At 52.5% G+C, this 17,392-nt stretch carries 8 protein-coding genes, 8 tRNA genes and 4 rRNA genes; 14 read left to right on the forward strand and 6 right to left on the reverse strand.

The window, feature by feature from the left end; all coding sequences use genetic code 11:
* Nucleotides 1-108 precede the first annotated feature (108 nt).
* The 7 genes from rrf (ACSF8X_RS02230) (at nucleotide 109) to ACSF8X_RS02260 (ending at nucleotide 5,925) form a co-directional block, all read left to right on the forward strand.
* Nucleotides 109-224, forward strand: a 5S ribosomal RNA gene (rrf, locus tag ACSF8X_RS02230).
* A gap of 363 nt (nucleotides 225-587) precedes the next feature.
* Nucleotides 588-2,132: ribosomal RNA gene (locus tag ACSF8X_RS02235) — 16S ribosomal RNA — on the forward strand.
* Between the two features lie 74 nt (nucleotides 2,133-2,206).
* Nucleotides 2,207-2,283: transfer RNA gene (locus ACSF8X_RS02240), tRNA-Ile, on the forward strand.
* Nucleotides 2,284-2,326: 43 nt separating this feature from the next.
* A tRNA-Ala gene (locus ACSF8X_RS02245) sits at nucleotides 2,327-2,402 on the forward strand.
* Nucleotides 2,403-2,660: 258 nt separating this feature from the next.
* Nucleotides 2,661-5,550: ribosomal RNA gene (locus ACSF8X_RS02250) — 23S ribosomal RNA — on the forward strand.
* A gap of 117 nt (nucleotides 5,551-5,667) precedes the next feature.
* Nucleotides 5,668-5,783 (forward strand): 5S ribosomal RNA (gene rrf / locus ACSF8X_RS02255).
* Together the 16S, 23S and 5S rRNA genes with 3 tRNA genes alongside form the textbook arrangement of a ribosomal RNA operon.
* 65 nt (nucleotides 5,784-5,848) lie before the next feature.
* Nucleotides 5,849-5,925, forward strand: a tRNA-Asp gene (locus ACSF8X_RS02260).
* Nucleotides 5,926-6,091: 166 nt separating this feature from the next.
* Here ACSF8X_RS02260 and ilvY read toward each other — a convergent pair.
* Complete coding sequence (gene ilvY, locus ACSF8X_RS02265) at nucleotides 6,092-6,976, reverse strand: HTH-type transcriptional activator IlvY (RefSeq protein ID WP_500850612.1); 885 nt, start codon at nucleotides 6,974-6,976, stop codon at nucleotides 6,092-6,094.
* Between the two features lie 130 nt (nucleotides 6,977-7,106).
* Here ilvY and ilvC point away from each other — a divergent pair, with 130 nt between their 5' ends.
* A complete protein-coding gene (gene ilvC / locus ACSF8X_RS02270; RefSeq protein ID WP_500850613.1) occupies nucleotides 7,107-8,591 on the forward strand; it encodes a ketol-acid reductoisomerase in 1,485 nt (494 codons plus the stop codon).
* Nucleotides 8,592-8,657: 66 nt separating this feature from the next.
* Here the strand turns inward: ilvC and ubiK are convergent, their stop codons facing one another.
* The 4 genes from ubiK to ACSF8X_RS02290 form a co-directional block, all read right to left on the reverse strand.
* A complete protein-coding gene (gene ubiK / locus ACSF8X_RS02275) occupies nucleotides 8,658-8,921 on the reverse strand; it encodes a ubiquinone biosynthesis accessory factor UbiK (protein WP_047877664.1) in 264 nt (87 codons plus the stop codon).
* 129 nt (nucleotides 8,922-9,050) lie between these two features.
* Nucleotides 9,051-12,170 (reverse strand): multidrug efflux RND transporter permease subunit, encoded by a 3,120-nt coding sequence (locus ACSF8X_RS02280; RefSeq protein ID WP_047877663.1) that lies wholly within the window; start codon nucleotides 12,168-12,170, stop codon nucleotides 9,051-9,053.
* A gap of 13 nt (nucleotides 12,171-12,183) precedes the next feature.
* Entirely contained in the window at nucleotides 12,184-13,290 is a 1,107-nt protein-coding gene (locus ACSF8X_RS02285; protein ID WP_047877662.1) for an efflux RND transporter periplasmic adaptor subunit, read from the reverse strand.
* Between the two features lie 31 nt (nucleotides 13,291-13,321).
* Nucleotides 13,322-13,888, reverse strand: coding sequence for a TetR/AcrR family transcriptional regulator (locus ACSF8X_RS02290; protein WP_157037776.1), 567 nt, complete (start codon nucleotides 13,886-13,888; stop codon nucleotides 13,322-13,324).
* A gap of 185 nt (nucleotides 13,889-14,073) precedes the next feature.
* Between ACSF8X_RS02290 and rep the strand changes: the two genes are divergently transcribed.
* Nucleotides 14,074-16,089 carry a DNA helicase Rep gene (gene rep / locus ACSF8X_RS02295; protein ID WP_047877660.1) on the forward strand — a complete coding sequence of 672 codons (2,016 nt, stop codon included), beginning with the start codon at nucleotides 14,074-14,076 and terminating at the stop codon, nucleotides 16,087-16,089.
* 60 nt (nucleotides 16,090-16,149) lie between these two features.
* Here rep and ACSF8X_RS02300 read toward each other — a convergent pair whose 3' ends face one another.
* Nucleotides 16,150-16,560 (reverse strand): c-type cytochrome, encoded by a 411-nt coding sequence (locus ACSF8X_RS02300; protein ID WP_047877659.1) that lies wholly within the window; start codon nucleotides 16,558-16,560, stop codon nucleotides 16,150-16,152.
* Nucleotides 16,561-16,849: 289 nt separating this feature from the next.
* On the opposite strand from ACSF8X_RS02300, the gene ACSF8X_RS02305 reads away from it, so the two are divergent.
* From ACSF8X_RS02305 to ACSF8X_RS02325, 5 genes are all read left to right on the forward strand, one after another.
* Nucleotides 16,850-16,926, forward strand: a tRNA-Arg gene (locus tag ACSF8X_RS02305).
* Between the two features lie 42 nt (nucleotides 16,927-16,968).
* Nucleotides 16,969-17,044: transfer RNA gene (locus tag ACSF8X_RS02310), tRNA-His, on the forward strand.
* Between the two features lie 58 nt (nucleotides 17,045-17,102).
* Nucleotides 17,103-17,179, forward strand: a tRNA-Pro gene (locus tag ACSF8X_RS02315).
* A gap of 9 nt (nucleotides 17,180-17,188) precedes the next feature.
* Nucleotides 17,189-17,264: transfer RNA gene (locus tag ACSF8X_RS02320), tRNA-His, on the forward strand.
* 32 nt (nucleotides 17,265-17,296) lie between these two features.
* A tRNA-Pro gene (locus ACSF8X_RS02325) sits at nucleotides 17,297-17,373 on the forward strand.
* Nucleotides 17,374-17,392 lie beyond the last annotated feature (19 nt).

Here is a 17,392-nt window from a genome sequence, read left to right on the forward strand (position 1 = left end):
AGGGGTTTTATCGGACTCCATGAGCACTTGAATGCAGTGCTTGAGATAACTAGTTGGACTTTCCCAGATTGCTATTTGCGGCCGAGAGGCGGCAGATAAACGAATTTGCTTGGCGACCATAGCGTTATGGACCCACCTGATCCCATGCCGAACTCAGCAGTGAAACGTAACAGCGCCGATGGTAGTGTGGGGCCTCCCCATGTGAGAGTAGGACATCGCCAGGCTCAAAATTTAGGAAGCCCGTTGGCTACAACGGGCTTTTCTTTCGCTCCGGCTGGTTGCAATGTGAGCGGAGTCAACAGAAGGTTTTCACTTTCTCGCCAAGTGGCAAAAAAGATGAAAGTTTTGTCTTGACTGGATATCAGAAAAGCGTATTATACGCCACCTGACTTGCTGAAGCGCGACGCGCTAACGCATTGATAGTCAACGTTCTTTAACAATTTGACCATGCAATCTGTGTGGGCACTCGTGAAAAGATTTAGTCAAAAGATTTAAATCAGTGAACTGAGTGACCAAATCGGTAGCAATACCGGCACAGTCAATTTATCAGTAATCACTGAGCCGTTTCTTCGGAAACACCAAAACTTTAATTGAAGAGTTTGATCATGGCTCAGATTGAACGCTGGCGGCAGGCCTAACACATGCAAGTCGAGCGGTAACATTCCAAAAGCTTGCTTTTGGAGATGACGAGCGGCGGACGGGTGAGTAATGCCTGGGAACATGCCTTGGTGTGGGGGATAACCATTGGAAACGATGGCTAATACCGCATAACGTCTACGGACCAAAGAGGGGGACCTTCGGGCCTCTCGCGCCAAGATTGGCCCAGGTGGGATTAGCTAGTAGGTGGGGTAACGGCTCACCTAGGCGACGATCCCTAGCTGGTCTGAGAGGATGATCAGCCACACTGGAACTGAGACACGGTCCAGACTCCTACGGGAGGCAGCAGTGGGGAATATTGCACAATGGGGGAAACCCTGATGCAGCCATGCCGCGTGTGTGAAGAAGGCCTTCGGGTTGTAAAGCACTTTCAGTAGGGAGGAAGGCAGTGTCGTTAATAGCGGCATTGTTTGACGTTACCTACAGAAGAAGCACCGGCTAACTCCGTGCCAGCAGCCGCGGTAATACGGAGGGTGCGAGCGTTAATCGGAATTACTGGGCGTAAAGCGCATGCAGGCGGCTTGTTAAGCCAGATGTGAAAGCCCGGGGCTCAACCTCGGAATAGCATTTGGAACTGGCAGGCTAGAGTCTTGTAGAGGGGGGTAGAATTTCAGGTGTAGCGGTGAAATGCGTAGAGATCTGAAGGAATACCGGTGGCGAAGGCGGCCCCCTGGACAAAGACTGACGCTCAGATGCGAAAGCGTGGGGAGCAAACAGGATTAGATACCCTGGTAGTCCACGCCGTAAACGATGTCTACTTGGAGGCTGTTCCCTTGAGGAGTGGCTTTCGGAGCTAACGCGTTAAGTAGACCGCCTGGGGAGTACGGTCGCAAGATTAAAACTCAAATGAATTGACGGGGGCCCGCACAAGCGGTGGAGCATGTGGTTTAATTCGATGCAACGCGAAGAACCTTACCTACTCTTGACATCCAGAGAACTTAGCAGAGATGCTTTGGTGCCTTCGGGAACTCTGAGACAGGTGCTGCATGGCTGTCGTCAGCTCGTGTTGTGAAATGTTGGGTTAAGTCCCGCAACGAGCGCAACCCCTATCCTTGTTTGCCAGCGCGTAATGGCGGGAACTCCAGGGAGACTGCCGGTGATAAACCGGAGGAAGGTGGGGACGACGTCAAGTCATCATGGCCCTTACGAGTAGGGCTACACACGTGCTACAATGGCGTATACAGAGGGCGGCCAACCAGCGATGGTGAGCGAATCCCACAAAGTACGTCGTAGTCCGGATTGGAGTCTGCAACTCGACTCCATGAAGTCGGAATCGCTAGTAATCGTGGATCAGAATGCCACGGTGAATACGTTCCCGGGCCTTGTACACACCGCCCGTCACACCATGGGAGTGGGCTGCACCAGAAGTAGATAGCTTAACCTTCGGGAGGGCGTTTACCACGGTGTGGTTCATGACTGGGGTGAAGTCGTAACAAGGTAGCCCTAGGGGAACCTGGGGCTGGATCACCTCCTTAACGATATGACTGCGCTTTTGACGCAGTGTCCACACAGATTGCCTGGTTAAAATGTAGAAGAACGTGAAAGACTTGGGTCTGTAGCTCAGGTGGTTAGAGCGCACCCCTGATAAGGGTGAGGTCGGTGGTTCAAGTCCACTCAGACCCACCACTTTCTCTCCCGGAGAAAGTGAGTGAGAAGTCTTTCGAACGTTGGGGCTATAGCTCAGCTGGGAGAGCGCCTGCCTTGCACGCAGGAGGTCTGCGGTTCGATCCCGCATAGCTCCACCACTTTCTAAATGCACTCGCTGAGTGTGGTTAGAAAGTGGATCTTTCAATAGAAACACATGTTCTTTAACAATCTGGAAAGCTGACTAGTAAATTCAATCGAACGATTGATTTATAGTTTCTACTCTAACGAGTAGGAACGAGTTCTCAAGCAACACACATTCAAGTGTCTTGTGTAAGAAGTCCGGCAAAACAACGTCTATCACAACTCAGATAGACAACCTTGGTTGTTTGAACATACGAAACCTCTTGGGGTTGTATGGTTAAGTGACTAAGCGTACACGGTGGATGCCTGGGCAGTCAGAGGCGATGAAGGACGTACTAACTTGCGATAAGCCAAGACGAGGCAGTAAGAGCCACTCGAGTCTTGGATTTCCGAATGGGGAAACCCAGCTGCATAAGCAGTTATCTCAATGTGAATACATAGCATTGTGAGGCGAACCGGGGGAACTGAAACATCTAAGTACCCCGAGGAAAAGAAATCAACCGAGATTCCGGCAGTAGCGGCGAGCGAAACCGGATTAGCCCTTAAGTTGAATTGGCACTAGGCGAACACGCTGGAAAGCGTGGCGATACAGGGTGACAGCCCCGTAGCCGACGGTGCCTTTACAGTGAAATCGAGTAGGACGGGACACGTGTTATCCTGTCTGAACATGGGGGGACCATCCTCCAAGGCTAAATACTCCTGACTGACCGATAGTGAACCAGTACCGTGAGGGAAAGGCGAAAAGAACCCCTGTGAGGGGAGTGAAATAGAACCTGAAACCGTGTACGTACAAGCAGTAGGAGCAGGCTTGTCCTGTGACTGCGTACCTTTTGTATAATGGGTCAGCGACTTAATTTTAGTAGCAAGGTTAACCGTATAGGGGAGCCGTAGGGAAACCGAGTCTTAACTGGGCGTTCAGTTGCTAGGATTAGACCCGAAACCGAGTGATCTAGCCATGGGCAGGTTGAAGGTGAGGTAACACTTACTGGAGGACCGAACCGACTAATGTTGAAAAATTAGCGGATGACTTGTGGCTAGGGGTGAAAGGCCAATCAAACTCGGAGATAGCTGGTTCTCCCCGAAAGCTATTTAGGTAGCGCCTCGGACGAATACTACTGGGGGTAGAGCACTGTTAAGGCTAGGGGGTCATCCCGACTTACCAACCCTTTGCAAACTCCGAATACCAGTAAGTACTATCCGGGAGACACACGGCGGGTGCTAACGTCCGTCGTGGAGAGGGAAACAACCCAGACCGCCAGCTAAGGTCCCAAAGTTATCGCTAAGTGGGAAACGATGTGGGAAGGCTCAGACAGCCAGGATGTTGGCTTAGAAGCAGCCATCATTTAAAGAAAGCGTAATAGCTCACTGGTCGAGTCGGCCTGCGCGGAAGATTTAACGGGGCTAAGCGATACACCGAAGCTGCGGCAATGTGACTTGTTCACATTGGGTAGGGGAGCGTTCTGTAAGCCGCTGAAGGTGTCCTGTAAGGGGCGCTGGAGGTATCAGAAGTGCGAATGCTGACATGAGTAACGACAAAGGGGGTGAAAAACCTCCTCGCCGGAAGACCAAGGGTTCCTGTCCAACGTTAATCGGGGCAGGGTGAGTCGACCCCTAAGGCGAGGCCGAAAGGCGTAGTCGATGGGAAACGGGTTAATATTCCCGTACTTCTTGCTATTGCGATGGGGGGACGGAGAAGGCTAGGTGGGCCTGGCGACGGTTGTCCAGGTTCAAGTATGTAGGCTGATGGTTTAGGCAAATCCGGACCATCTCAAGGCTGAGATACGACGTCGAGGCACTACGGTGCTGAAGTCATTGATGCCATGCTTCCGGGAAAAGCCTCTAAGCTTCAGATAGCAAGGAATCGTACCCCAAACCGACACAGGTGGTCGGGTAGAGAATACCAAGGCGCTTGAGAGAACTCGGGTGAAGGAACTAGGCAAAATGGTACCGTAACTTCGGGAGAAGGTACGCTTCTGACGGTGAAGTCCCTCGCGGATGGAGCTATCGGAAGTCGCAGATACCAGGTGGCTGCAACTGTTTATTAAAAACACAGCACTGTGCAAAATCGAAAGATGACGTATACGGTGTGACGCCTGCCCGGTGCCGGAAGGTTAATTGATGGGGTTAGCGCAAGCGAAGCTCTTGATCGAAGCCCCGGTAAACGGCGGCCGTAACTATAACGGTCCTAAGGTAGCGAAATTCCTTGTCGGGTAAGTTCCGACCTGCACGAATGGCGTAATGATGGCCACGCTGTCTCCACCCGAGACTCAGTGAAATTGAAATCGCAGTGAAGATGCTGCGTACCCGCGGCTAGACGGAAAGACCCCGTGAACCTTTACTACAGCTTGGCACTGAACATTGACCCTACATGTGTAGGATAGGTGGGAGGCTTCGAAGCAGGTACGCCAGTATCTGTGGAGCCGTCCTTGAAATACCACCCTTGTAGTGTTGATGTTCTAACGTCGCCCCCTTATCGGGGGTACGGACAGTGCCTGGTGGGTAGTTTGACTGGGGCGGTCTCCTCCCAAAGAGTAACGGAGGAGCACGAAGGTGGGCTAATCACGGTCGGACATCGTGAGGTTAGTGCAATGGCATAAGCCCGCTTGACTGCGAGAATGACGGTTCGAGCAGGTGCGAAAGCAGGTCATAGTGATCCGGTGGTTCTGTATGGAAGGGCCATCGCTCAACGGATAAAAGGTACTCCGGGGATAACAGGCTGATACCGCCCAAGAGTTCATATCGACGGCGGTGTTTGGCACCTCGATGTCGGCTCATCACATCCTGGGGCTGAAGTCGGTCCCAAGGGTATGGCTGTTCGCCATTTAAAGTGGTACGCGAGCTGGGTTTAGAACGTCGTGAGACAGTTCGGTCCCTATCTGCCGTGGGCGCTGGATGATTGAGAGGGGCTGCTCCTAGTACGAGAGGACCGGAGTGGACGAACCTCTGGTGTTCGGGTTGTGTCGCCAGACGCATTGCCCGGTAGCTAAGTTCGGAATCGATAACCGCTGAAAGCATCTAAGCGGGAAGCGAGCCTCAAGATGAGTCATCCCTGATACTTTAAGTATCCTGAAGGGTTGTTGGAGACTACGACGTAGATAGGCAGGGTGTGTAAGCGCTGTGAGGCGTTGAGCTAACCTGTACTAATTGCCCGTGAGGCTTAACCATACAACACCCAAGGGGTTTTATCGGACTCCATGAGCACTTGAATGACAGTGCTTGAGATAACTAGTTGGACTTTCCCAGATTGCTATTTACTGCCAAGGCGGTAAATAAACGAATTTGCTTGGCGACCATAGCGTTATGGACCCACCTGATCCCATGCCGAACTCAGCAGTGAAACGTAACAGCGCCGATGGTAGTGTGGGGCCTCCCCATGTGAGAGTAGGACATCGCCAGGCTTCAAACATTAGATACTTGTTCTGAACGATAGGTATCGGATAAAGAGAAATCTTTATCTCCGTGTGGAGCGGTAGTTCAGTTGGTTAGAATACCGGCCTGTCACGCCGGGGGTCGCGGGTTCGAGTCCCGTCCGCTCCGCCACTTATACTAAGCCTCAGTCGAAAGACTGGGGCTTTTTTACATCTATAGACTATGTTCGCCTTACAGGCGAATGAGTCCCGCTTGTGTGCAAGCCCAGACTAGGCGTCCCCACCGCTCCGCCACTTCTTCGAAAGCCCTGCTAGAAATAGCGGGGCTTTTTTGTCTTTTAGACGGTTCGTTTGGGGAGTAACCCGAGCAGGGCTTGTACCAAGGGATCGTTGTGCTTGCTTTGCTTCCAGCATAAGCCAAGTTCGAGCGGCATGATGGCGCTATGCTCCAGTTTCTGGATTTTGCCTCCGAGCGGGCTATTTTCAATCACGATATCAGGAGCAATACCTACCCCGCAGCCGAGGGCGACCATGCTGACGATTGCTTCATGGCCTGCTACCTGGGCATAAATATGAGGTTTGATTTTATGCTGCTTCAGCCACTGATCGGCTTTTTCTCTGGCCGCTCCCGATTCAGGAAGAATAAAAGGCAGTGCGTTCCATACCGGAATCTCTCCCATGTATTTTCTGAGCGCTGGAGGGGGGATGAGCGGTGCAATGACGGAGAGAGGAATATCGTCGAGCTTGAGGAAGTTGAGTTTGCTGGATAACTGTGCGGGCTTGGCGGCAATGGCAATATCGGCGATATCCTGCTGGACCTGACTGGTGGCAAGCGCCGGATCTCCGGTGATAAGTTCGATGTCTACCTGCGGGTGGTGTAGCCTGAATTGGCTGATGATGTTTGATAGATAGCTATAACTGGCTGTTACTGAGCAAAAGAGCCGGAGTCGCCCCTTAAGCTGTTGGTTGTGATCGTCAAGCTCAGCCTTGGTGTCATGCCACCGGCTGATAATCAATACGGCAGTGGGCAATAGGGTTTTCCCGGCTGCAGTGAGCTCGACGCTGCGATTGTCTCGGATAAACAGGGTTTTGCCAACATCTTCTTCCAACCGCTGTATAACACGGCTCAGGGCCGATGGGCTGATATGCATCGAATGGGCGGTGTGACTGAAGTTGCGCGACTCGCAAAGGTGGATAAAGAGTTCCAGCGTTCTGATATTCATCTTCCATGTTGCATCTTTTGCAATGAGTTGTTGTGAATATAGCACTTTGCGCAACAAGGTGTGTGATCTAGTATCGGGATATACGACAAAACATGTCGACCCAAGGATAAGATTTCACGGAGTGCAGAGTATGGCCAACTATTTCAATACCCTTAATTTACGTCAGCAGCTTGATCAGCTAGGCCGTTGCCGCTTTATGGACCGCGCGGAATTTTCGACAGGATCTGATTATCTGAAAGGCAAAAAAGTCGTCATTGTTGGCTGTGGGGCGCAAGGGCTTAATCAGGGGCTCAATATGCGAGATTCTGGTCTGGATGTCTCCTATGCGCTTCGTCAGGCAGCGATTGACGAGCAACGCCAGTCTTACCTGAACGCTAAAGACAATGGGTTTGAGGTTGGTAGTTACGAGTCCTTGATCCCGCTGGCTGATCTGGTCGTTAACCTTACCCCGGATAAGCAGCATAGCAATGTGGTTGAAACAGTGATGCCTTTGATGAAGCAGGGGGCGGCTCTGGGCTACTCGCATGGTTTCAATATCGTAGAAGAAGGGATGCAGGTTCGCCCGGATATTACCGTGGTGATGGTGGCACCCAAGTGTCCGGGTACCGAAGTGCGTGAAGAGTACAAGCGTGGTTTCGGTGTCCCAACCCTGATTGCTGTACACCCGGAAAATGATCCACAGGGCGAGGGGCTGGAAATTGCCAAGGCGTGGGCTGCGGGCACCGGAGGCCATCGCGCTGGGGTGTTGGAGTCTTCTTTTGTCGCCGAAGTGAAATCGGATCTAATGGGCGAGCAGACGATCCTATGCGGGATGCTTCAGGCCGGTTCGATCGTATGCTACGAGCGGATGGTCGCCGAGGGTGTAGACCCTGCCTATGCGGGTAAGCTTTTGCAGTATGGGTGGGAGACGGTGACCGAAGCACTGAAGTTCGGTGGTATTACTCACATGATGGATCGGCTGTCCAATCCCGCGAAGATTAAGGCTTTTGAGCTGTCGGAAGAGCTGAAGTCACTGCTGCGTCCGCTTTACAACAAGCACATGGACGACATTATTACCGGCGAATTCTCTCGGACCATGATGGCCGATTGGGCCGAAGGCGATGCCGATCTGCTGGGCTGGCGTGGCGAGACTGCGGAAACTGCATTCGAAAACTACCCGGAATCGGATATCACGATTTCTGAGCAGGAGTACTTTGACCACGGCATTTTGATGGTTGCGATGGTGCGTGCTGGCGTCGAGCTGGCCTTTGAGGCCATGACGGCATCGGGGATTATCGAAGAGTCCGCCTACTACGAATCACTGCATGAGCTGCCGCTGATTGCCAATACCATTGCACGTAAGCGTTTGTATGAGATGAACGTGGTGATTTCCGATACGGCGGAATATGGCAACTATCTGTTTGCCAATGTAGCTACACCGCTTCTACGTGAGCAGTTTATGCCGAAGGTATCCGCTGATGTTATCGGTAAGGGTCTAGCGGAAACGGGCAACTATGTCGATAACCAGCAGCTTATCGAGGTGAACGAGAAGATCCGTAATCACCCTGTAGAGCAGATAGGCAAGACGCTGCGAGGTTACATGAAAGACATGAAGCAGATTGCCGTAGGCGGCTAAGGCTTGCTGGTATCAGGTAAAAAGAAGCCCAGACAGACGTCTGGGCTTTTTGGTATCTGGTGATGATTAGTCGTCTTGGCGATCCGTATTCAGGCGTTGCTCTAACTCATCAAGTTTTTGCTCAAGGGCTGTCAGCTTCTGGCGAGTGCGAAGCAGGACCTGGGTCTGCACATCGAATTCTTCGCGGCTGACAACATCCAATTTGCCAAGTTGTGCTTGGATAACCTGACGAACCTTTTGTTCAACATCATTGCCAAGATCTTTCACAGGTTGTGGCATTGAGTCATGGATTTGCTTAGCCACTTGTTCCAGTTTCTTTGGATCAAACATTGCTGAATAAACTCCGTAACGGCGTAGTATGTGTTGTCGTTATTTTATTCAAATATAACGGCTTTGTCGTCGGTGATTGTACAAAAGAAAAGAGGCCGTCATAAACGGCCTCTTTGTTTGTTGCAGTGGTTAGCCTTCTCGGGCCTCTTTCAGGGCATTGCGTGCCTCATCGACCCGCTTGAGCTTTTCCAGATCTTTGTCCTCGACAAATACCGGCAGCGGTTTATGGATACTGGCCAGATAAGAGTAAATCACCGGAAGAACGAACAGGGTGAAGACGGTACCGATAGCCAGACCGGCAACGATAACAATACCGATACTAAAGCGCTGGGCTGCACCAGCCCCGGTTGCGTATAGCAGCGGGATCAGGCCTGCAATCATGGCCGCAGTAGTCATCAGGATCGGACGAAGACGGATCTTCGCGGCTTCCATTACGGCAGCCATGCGGTCTTTTCGGTGATTGAGCTGCTCTTCCTTGGCAACCTCACAGATCAGAATACCGTGCTTGGTGATAAGGCCAATCAAGGTGATCAGACCTACCTGCGAGTAGATATTCATTGATGCTGCGCCCCAGGCGAGGGCAATCAGCGCACCACAGATAGCCAATGGAACGGAGACCATGATCACCAGCGGGTCACGCAGTGATTCGAACTGGATTGCCAGTACCAGGAAGATGATCGCCAGTGCCAGAGCAAAGGTTGTATACAGTGCATTACCCTCGGTGACGAACTGGCGTGATGCCCCCATGAAGTCGTACTGGTAGCCTGCCGGCAGAGTGCTGGCCGCTTCAGTTTCGAACCAACTGATAGCATCACCCATCGCGACGCCAGGTGAAGGAACCGCACCGACGGTTGCTGAGTTCAGCTGGTTGAAGTGCGGTAGCGAGCGTGGCTCTGACACGACTTCGATGGTCACCAAACTACCCAATGGGATCGATTTGCCGTCTGCTGCGCGGACGTAGTAACCCTTTAGCGACTCAGGGTTGAGGCGGTATTTGCGCTCAACCTGTGGGATCACCTCGTAAGAGCGGCCGTTGAGGTCGATACGGTTGACGTAACCGTCGGCCATCATGGTGCTCAGGGTGATACCGATGTCCTGCATGGTCACGCCGTAGGCACCTGCCTTGTCTTTGTCGATCTTGATCTTCATCGTGGCCGAATCGTAGTTCAGGTCGAGATCCGAGTAGACAAATAGCGGGCTGGTCTTGGTCTTGGCCAGAATATCGCTACTGATCTGGAATAGGCTCTCGAAACTGTTCGGCGTGGTAATGACGAACTGGATCGGCAGGCCGGAACCGGCACCCGGAAGCTCTGGCATCTGGAATGCCGTCACTGACATTTCAGGTACGTCCTTCACCAGATCGGTGACTCGCTTAACGACGTCTGCCTGACTGGCTTCACGCTCGCTCCACGGAACCATTGATGCGATACCAAAGGCTTGGTTGGAGCTCGGCACACCGGAGAACACCTGAGCAAACGCCACCTCTGGCTGCTTAACCAGAATTTTGTTCACCTCTTCCATCGTATTTTCGATGTAGTCGAGGTTGGCGTTGGACGGTGCCGTACCCATCATCACCAACACGCCCTTGTCTTCTGCTGGGGCAAGTTCGCTAGGGATGAACTTGAACAGCATCGGCAAGGTGGCAAACACGATCACCGCAAATACCAGTACGACCGGACGCATCTTCATGATTCCGCCGAGCATCTTCTCGTAACGGTTAGTCATGCGGTCAAGGAAGTGGTGTACGGTTGTCTCGAATTTGCTTGGCTGCTCGTTGGCTTTGAGCATTTTCGAACACATCATTGGCGATAGGGTCAGGGCGATAATACCCGACACGAAGACCGAACCGGCCAGAGTCAGGGCAAACTCCTTGAACAGCGAGCCGGTGATCCCCCCCATCATCGCAATCGGGGCGTATACCGCACCGAGGGTCAGGGTCATGGCGATAACCGGAACGGCGATCTCGCGGGTACCGATAATCGCGGCCCGGAACGGCGATTCGCCTTCTTTGATGTGACGGTCGACGTTTTCCAGCACCACGATGGCGTCATCGACCACTAGGCCGATAGCCAGCACCATCGCCAGCAGGGTCATCAGGTTCCATGAGAAGCCGAATGACTGCATCACCATGGCGACGCCGATCAGCGATAGCGGGATGGTGACGATCGGGATGATAACCGCTCGCAGTGAGCCCAGGAACAGGGTGATCACGACCAATACGATAATCGCGGCTTCGGCAATAGTCTTGATTACTTCGTGGATAGACTCGTTGATGGCAATCGTCGAGTCATACATCACGTTCATCTTGATGTTGCTTGGCATGTTGCGCTCAAGTTGAGGCAACAGCTTGTACACATCGGCCGCGATGTTGATCGGGTTGGCACTCGGCGCGGCGTTGATTGCCGCTACGACCGCTTCCTGACCGTTAGCCGTTGCGCGGTAGACGTCGTGGCTCTTCGCAAGGGTAACCTTGGCGATGTCGCCCAGACGGATCACCTGACCGTCTTTGGTGGAAACCACCAGTTTTTCCAGCTCGTCGGTATTGCTGACCTGAGTGTCGGCCGTGCCGTTGTAGAGCACGAAGTCACCCGTAGCCTGACCTGTTGCCGACTGGTAGTTGTTGGCGTTCAAAACACCCATTACATCCGTCGCAGTCAGGTTGTAGGCGGCCATTTTTGCTGGGTCTAGCCATACGCGCAGGGCGTATTTCATACCACCGTAAAGGTCGACCTTGGAAACACCGTTGACCGTAAAGAGCTGCGGGTTGATCACGCGTTCTAGGTAGTCGGTGATCTGGCTCGAGCTCAGCTCGTCACTGGTGAAGCCGATGTACATAACCGCCGTTGTCGAACCCGTCGACATGGTTACCGTCGGATCCTCAGACTCTTTAGGCAGCTGGGAACGCACCGAGTTGGTCTTGGCCAGAATATCTGCCAGCGCCGCATTCGGGTCGGTATTGAGCTTCATGGTGACCGTGATGGTCGATGAGCCGAGTACCGATGACGAGGTCATGTAGTCGATATTGTCAGCCTGGGCAATGGCCTGTTCCAGAGGCTGGGTGATAAAGCCCTGGATCAGGTCGGCACTGGCCCCGTAGTAGCTTGTGGTTACGGTAACCACGGTATTCGTCATGTCAGGGTATTCCCGGACCTGCATCTTGAAGATGGCTTGCAGGCCTAGGAGGGCGATCAGGAAGCTGATCGATACCGCTAACACAGGACGTTTAATAAAAACATCTGTAAAGCGCATTGTGTCCTCCGGATCACAGCATTGGGGTTTCTGCCGGAACTTTCAGCGCACTGCTTTCGACAACACGCACTTTGGCATGGTTACTCAGGCGAACCTGACCTGAGGTCACGACGGTGTCGCCCGCCTTGACACCTTCAAGGATGTGAGCCGTGCTGCCCTTGCGCTCGCCGACTTTGACCACTGACTGCTTGACGCGCAGATCGCCTTTTTCGTCCTTGCTGACCAGGTAGACGTTGTCGCCATACAGGGTGTAGGTGATCGCTGTCTGAGGCAGGATGATCTGATCCTTGAGGGTAGGCAGGATGATGTGGGCACGGGCAAACATACCGCTACGCAGCACGCCGTCGCTGTTCGGGATATCGGCCTGAACCTGAACTAGACCGCTCTGGAAGTTTACCGCAGGCTCGATAGCGCTGATCTTGCCGCTAAATGGGATTTGCGGGTAGGCATCCACGAAAATTTCGACTTCCTGACCGAGGTGGATTTCTGAAATGTCGGTTTGCGGAATGGTAAAGCGCAGGCGCATCAATGAGGTATCTTCAAGGCGGACGATGTCAGTACCCGGCTGGATATACTCACCAAGGTAAACATTACGCAGGCCGACTGCACCATCGAACGGGGCCTTGATGGTGCGGCGGTCGATAGTGGCCTTCAGGCTCTCGATATCGGCAGATAGCGAGAAGTAGGATGCTTCGGCATCATCGTAGGCTTCTTTGGAGATAGAGCCTTTCTTGAATAGGCCGCGGTAACGTTCGTACTTGGCTTTGGCAGCAGGTAGACGCGCCTGTGAGCTTTTCAGGTTGGCGATTTCGACATCAGAGTCCAGAGTCACCAGCGGCTGGTCTGCCTTGACAGTGGTACCTGATTCGAAGTCGATGCGCTTGATCACGCCCGCAACTTCCGTGGTGATTGTCACACCTTGGTTCGGCTCGATAAAGCCGATCGCTTCGATAGCCGGTACCCAGTTTTCAGGCTGGACCGCCGTGGTCGTGACAGGGAATTCCGGTTCAGGCATATTGGCCATGTACTCGGCGATTTTTTTCTGTTTGAAGAGATTGAAACCAATCACGCTGCCAAAAAGCAGTACAGCGATCAATAGCATCACTATCCATTTTTTCATTGTCGGGAGTGCTCCGATTTATTGACTAATGTTAATGCTGAAGAATGGCATCCCAACTGGCCTGGATGGCAGATTCCAAATCTGCATCGCTAACCTTGTAGACACCGTTGATATGTTTACGTGCCAGGCAGGCGCTGGTCTCGAGGCTCAGTACGCTCAGAATCTCGTTATCCAGTTCCTTGAACAGGCCGCAGGCTTTGCCTTCTTCGAAAAGCTGGTCGACCTGGGCAAACATCTTTTTTTCTAGTAATCGTTGTTCGTGGCATTTTCTGCGTGGCAGGTTCTCGAACTGACCGCGGTTGATGAGCGGGGCATCATCCTCCGTTGCCATATTCCAGATATTGAGCCACATGGTGCGGAACCGCTGTTGCAATGGCATGTCATCAGAGATGTTTTGGCTGATTTTGTGCGCCACGTAGGACAGGATGTGATCGTGCAGCTGGTGCAGGAGATCGTCCTTGTCCTCGAAGTAGCGGTAAATCGTACCCGTTGCCACGCCTGCTTCTTTGGCGACCATTTGCATTGAAATGCCGTGAAACCCGTATTCCGCCAGCAATTTTTCAGTTGCTTGGAGGATGCGTTTTTTCTTGTCACTCATAACAGGCAATTTTGTAAATAAAGATGGTGAATGAATGTTCATTCACCATTTTAGGTTGCCCATTTTGTTGTGCAAGCGTTTTTTCCATCGTCGGGATATCAAGGCGGATTGCTGGGCCTCGTGGACATCGGCCATGAACCCGTTACAATGCGCCTGCATCCCGATGATCACGATAGGATACCCCTATGAAACTGAACCCAAGGCAAAACGAAGCGGTAAAATATGTTGCTGGGCCGTGTTTGGTTCTGGCCGGTGCCGGATCCGGCAAAACCCGCGTTATTACTAACAAAATCGCTTATCTGGTTCAGCATTGTGACTACAAGGCACGCAATATCGCCGCCCTGACCTTTACCAACAAGGCCGCGCGGGAGATGAAAGAGCGTGTCGGACAGACCTTGGGACGCCAAGAGGCCAAGGGATTGATGGTATCGACCTTCCACACCCTGGGGCTGAATATTATCCGCCGTGAGTACAAGGCGCTGGGGCTCAAGGCGAGCTTCTCCCTGTTTGATGACCAAGACCAGATGTCGCTGCTCAAGGAGCTGACCGAGAAACAGATTGACGGTGACAAGGATCTGCTCAAGCTATTGCAATCGACGATCTCCAACTGGAAGAACGACATGCTCTCGCCAGCCGATGCCAAGGCACGGGCCAAGGGCGAGCGCGACCAGTTGTTTGCCTATTGCTACGAGATGTACCAGCGCCAGATGAAGGCTTACAACGCATTGGATTTCGATGATTTGATCCTGATGCCTGTGCTTTTGCTGCGTGATAACGAAGAGGTACGGACGCGCTGGCAGAACCGGATCCGCTACTTGCTGGTGGACGAATATCAAGATACCAATACCAGTCAGTATATTTTCGTTAAGTTGCTGGTTGGTGAACGCTCTCGCTTCACCGTAGTGGGTGATGATGACCAGTCGATTTATTCTTGGCGTGGCGCGCAGCCGGAAAACTTGGCTTTGCTGAGCAAGGACTTCCCAAGCCTCAGGGTGATCAAACTGGAGCAGAATTACCGCTCGACCAGCCGTATTCTGCGCAGTGCCAATATCCTGATTGCCAATAACCCGCACGTGTTTGAGAAAGCCCTGTTCTCGGAAATCCCCGACGGTGAAATGCTGAAGGTGATTACAGCGAAAAACGAGGACCATGAGGCAGAGAAGGTGGTCGGGGAGATGATTGCCCATCGCTTCATGAATAATACCCAGTATAAGGATTATGCCATCCTGTACCGTGGCAACCACCAGTCACGGCTGTTTGAGCGGGCCCTGACCCAAAACCGGATCCCGTACAAGATTTCCGGTGGTACCTCGTTTTTCTCTCGGGCGGAAATCAAGGACATCATGGCGTACCTGCGGGTGCTGACCAACCCAGATGACGACAATGCCTTCTTGCGTATCGTCAACACCCCGCGCCGGGAAATTGGCCCGGTAACGCTGGAAAAGCTAGGAACCTATGCCAATATGCGTGGCAAGAGCCTGTTTGCGGCCAGCTTCGAGCTCGGGCTGGAGCAGCACCTGAGTGGACGCGGGCTAGAGTCGCTGCAGCGTTTCACCCGCTGGATTGTCGAGTTGGCGGATAATGCCGAGCGTGGCGATACCGTGGCGGCAGTGCGCCAGTTGATCCGTGACATCAACTACGAGGACTGGCTCTATGAAACATCCGCAAGCCCGAAGGCGGCGGAAATGCGGATGAAGAACGTTTCGGATCTCTATAGCTGGATCACCGCCGATCTGGAGGGGGATAACTATGACCAGGAGGTCAAGACCCTGAAGGAAGTCGTTCAGCGACTGACCCTGCGTGACATGATGGAGCGCGGCGAGGATGAAAACGATGCCGATCAGGTCCAGCTGATGACATTGCATGCATCAAAGGGCTTGGAGTTCCCGTATGTCTATCTAATTGGTAGTGAGGAGGGGATTTTGCCCCACCAGACCAGTATCGATGAAGATAATGTCGAAGAGGAGCGCCGCTTGGCTTATGTGGGGATCACCCGAGCCCAAAAAGAGCTGACCTTTACCTTGTGTAAGGAGCGTCGTCAGTTTGGTGAGCTGATCAAACCTGAGCCGAGCCGTTTCCTTTATGAATTGCCGCAAGATGATCTGATGTGGGAGTCGGACAGAAAGCCGATGAGCCAACAAGAGCGGATGGACAAGGGACAGGCCCACATCGCCAATCTGCGTTCTCTGTTTAAGAAATAACAAGCATTCAAAAAGGGTTGATACTGAGTATCAACCCTTTTTCTATTCTAGGGGGATGGCCTACAGGCCTTCTATCATGTGGTTGATGGCCGCTACGATTTCATCATCGCTGCAATCCATACAGGCTCCCTTGGCCGGCATGGCATTAAAGCCGTTGATAGCGTGGTCTGCCAATACATCGGCGCCTTTGGCGATGCGTGGGCTCCAGTCGCCGGCATCGCCGATTTTAGGGGCTCCCAATACCCCCGCGCCGTGGCAGGAGGCACAGAAGTTGCTATAGACCGTGTCACCGCTCCGTGGTCCGGCTACTGCTACTGGGATCGCAGGGGCATCGCCTTCGAGATAGACTGATCCCACAGGCTTGATGCGTTCTGCAATTGCTTCGTCTGACATGTCAGCGGCAACGGCGCTACTTGCCAGCGTCGTTGCCGCAATGGCCGTTATCATGAGTGGTCGAAGAGAAAATTCCATTGAGCTCACCTTACACTTCCAGATCATTATGTGTTTTTGCCACAGTCTTCTCATGCTTATTGTTAGTCGAACTGTTGAGACAAGGGCGTGTTTATTTACAAAATGTTTAAATTGTAAAATCCTAGTGATTGTATCTGCTTTTTTAGCCGTGATAAACTCATGGGCTGCTTTTGTATGATACGAATCAATCGTTATTTGCCTACATTTAAAGCGAACGATAAAAAAAACAAAAAAAACACTTTACGAGAGGGGGTGTGATCCGTAATATTCACCTCCGCCGATAGGGTATGCGCCCGTAGCTCAGCTGGATAGAGCGTTGGCCTCCGGAGCCAAAGGTCGAAGGTTCGAATCCTTTCGGGCGCGCCATTCCGGATAATGGAAGAAAGCGGCAAAGATAAAGATACAATGGTGGCTATAGCTCAGTTGGTAGAGTCCCGGATTGTGATTCCGGTTGTCGCGGGTTCGAATCCCGTTAGCCACCCCATATTCAATGAGTATTGATGAATATCAGTGCTCGGGGTGTAAGACCTCAGAAATTTTGTCGGTGAATAGCGCAGTTTGGTAGCGCATCTGGTTTGGGACCAGAGGGTCGGGGGTTCGAATCCCTCTTCACCGACCACTAACAATGGTGGCTATAGCTCAGTTGGTAGAGTCCCGGATTGTGATTCCGGTTGTCGCGGGTTCGAATCCCGTTAGCCACCCCATTATTTAAGTCTTCAGGACACTGAAGCACTGTCGGTGAATAGCGCAGTTTGGTAGCGCATCTGGTTTGGGACCAGAGGGTCGGGGGTTCGAATCCCTCTTCACCGACCACCATTTAAAGCCTCGTCAG

It is taken from the genome of Photobacterium panuliri (assembly GCF_059920555.1).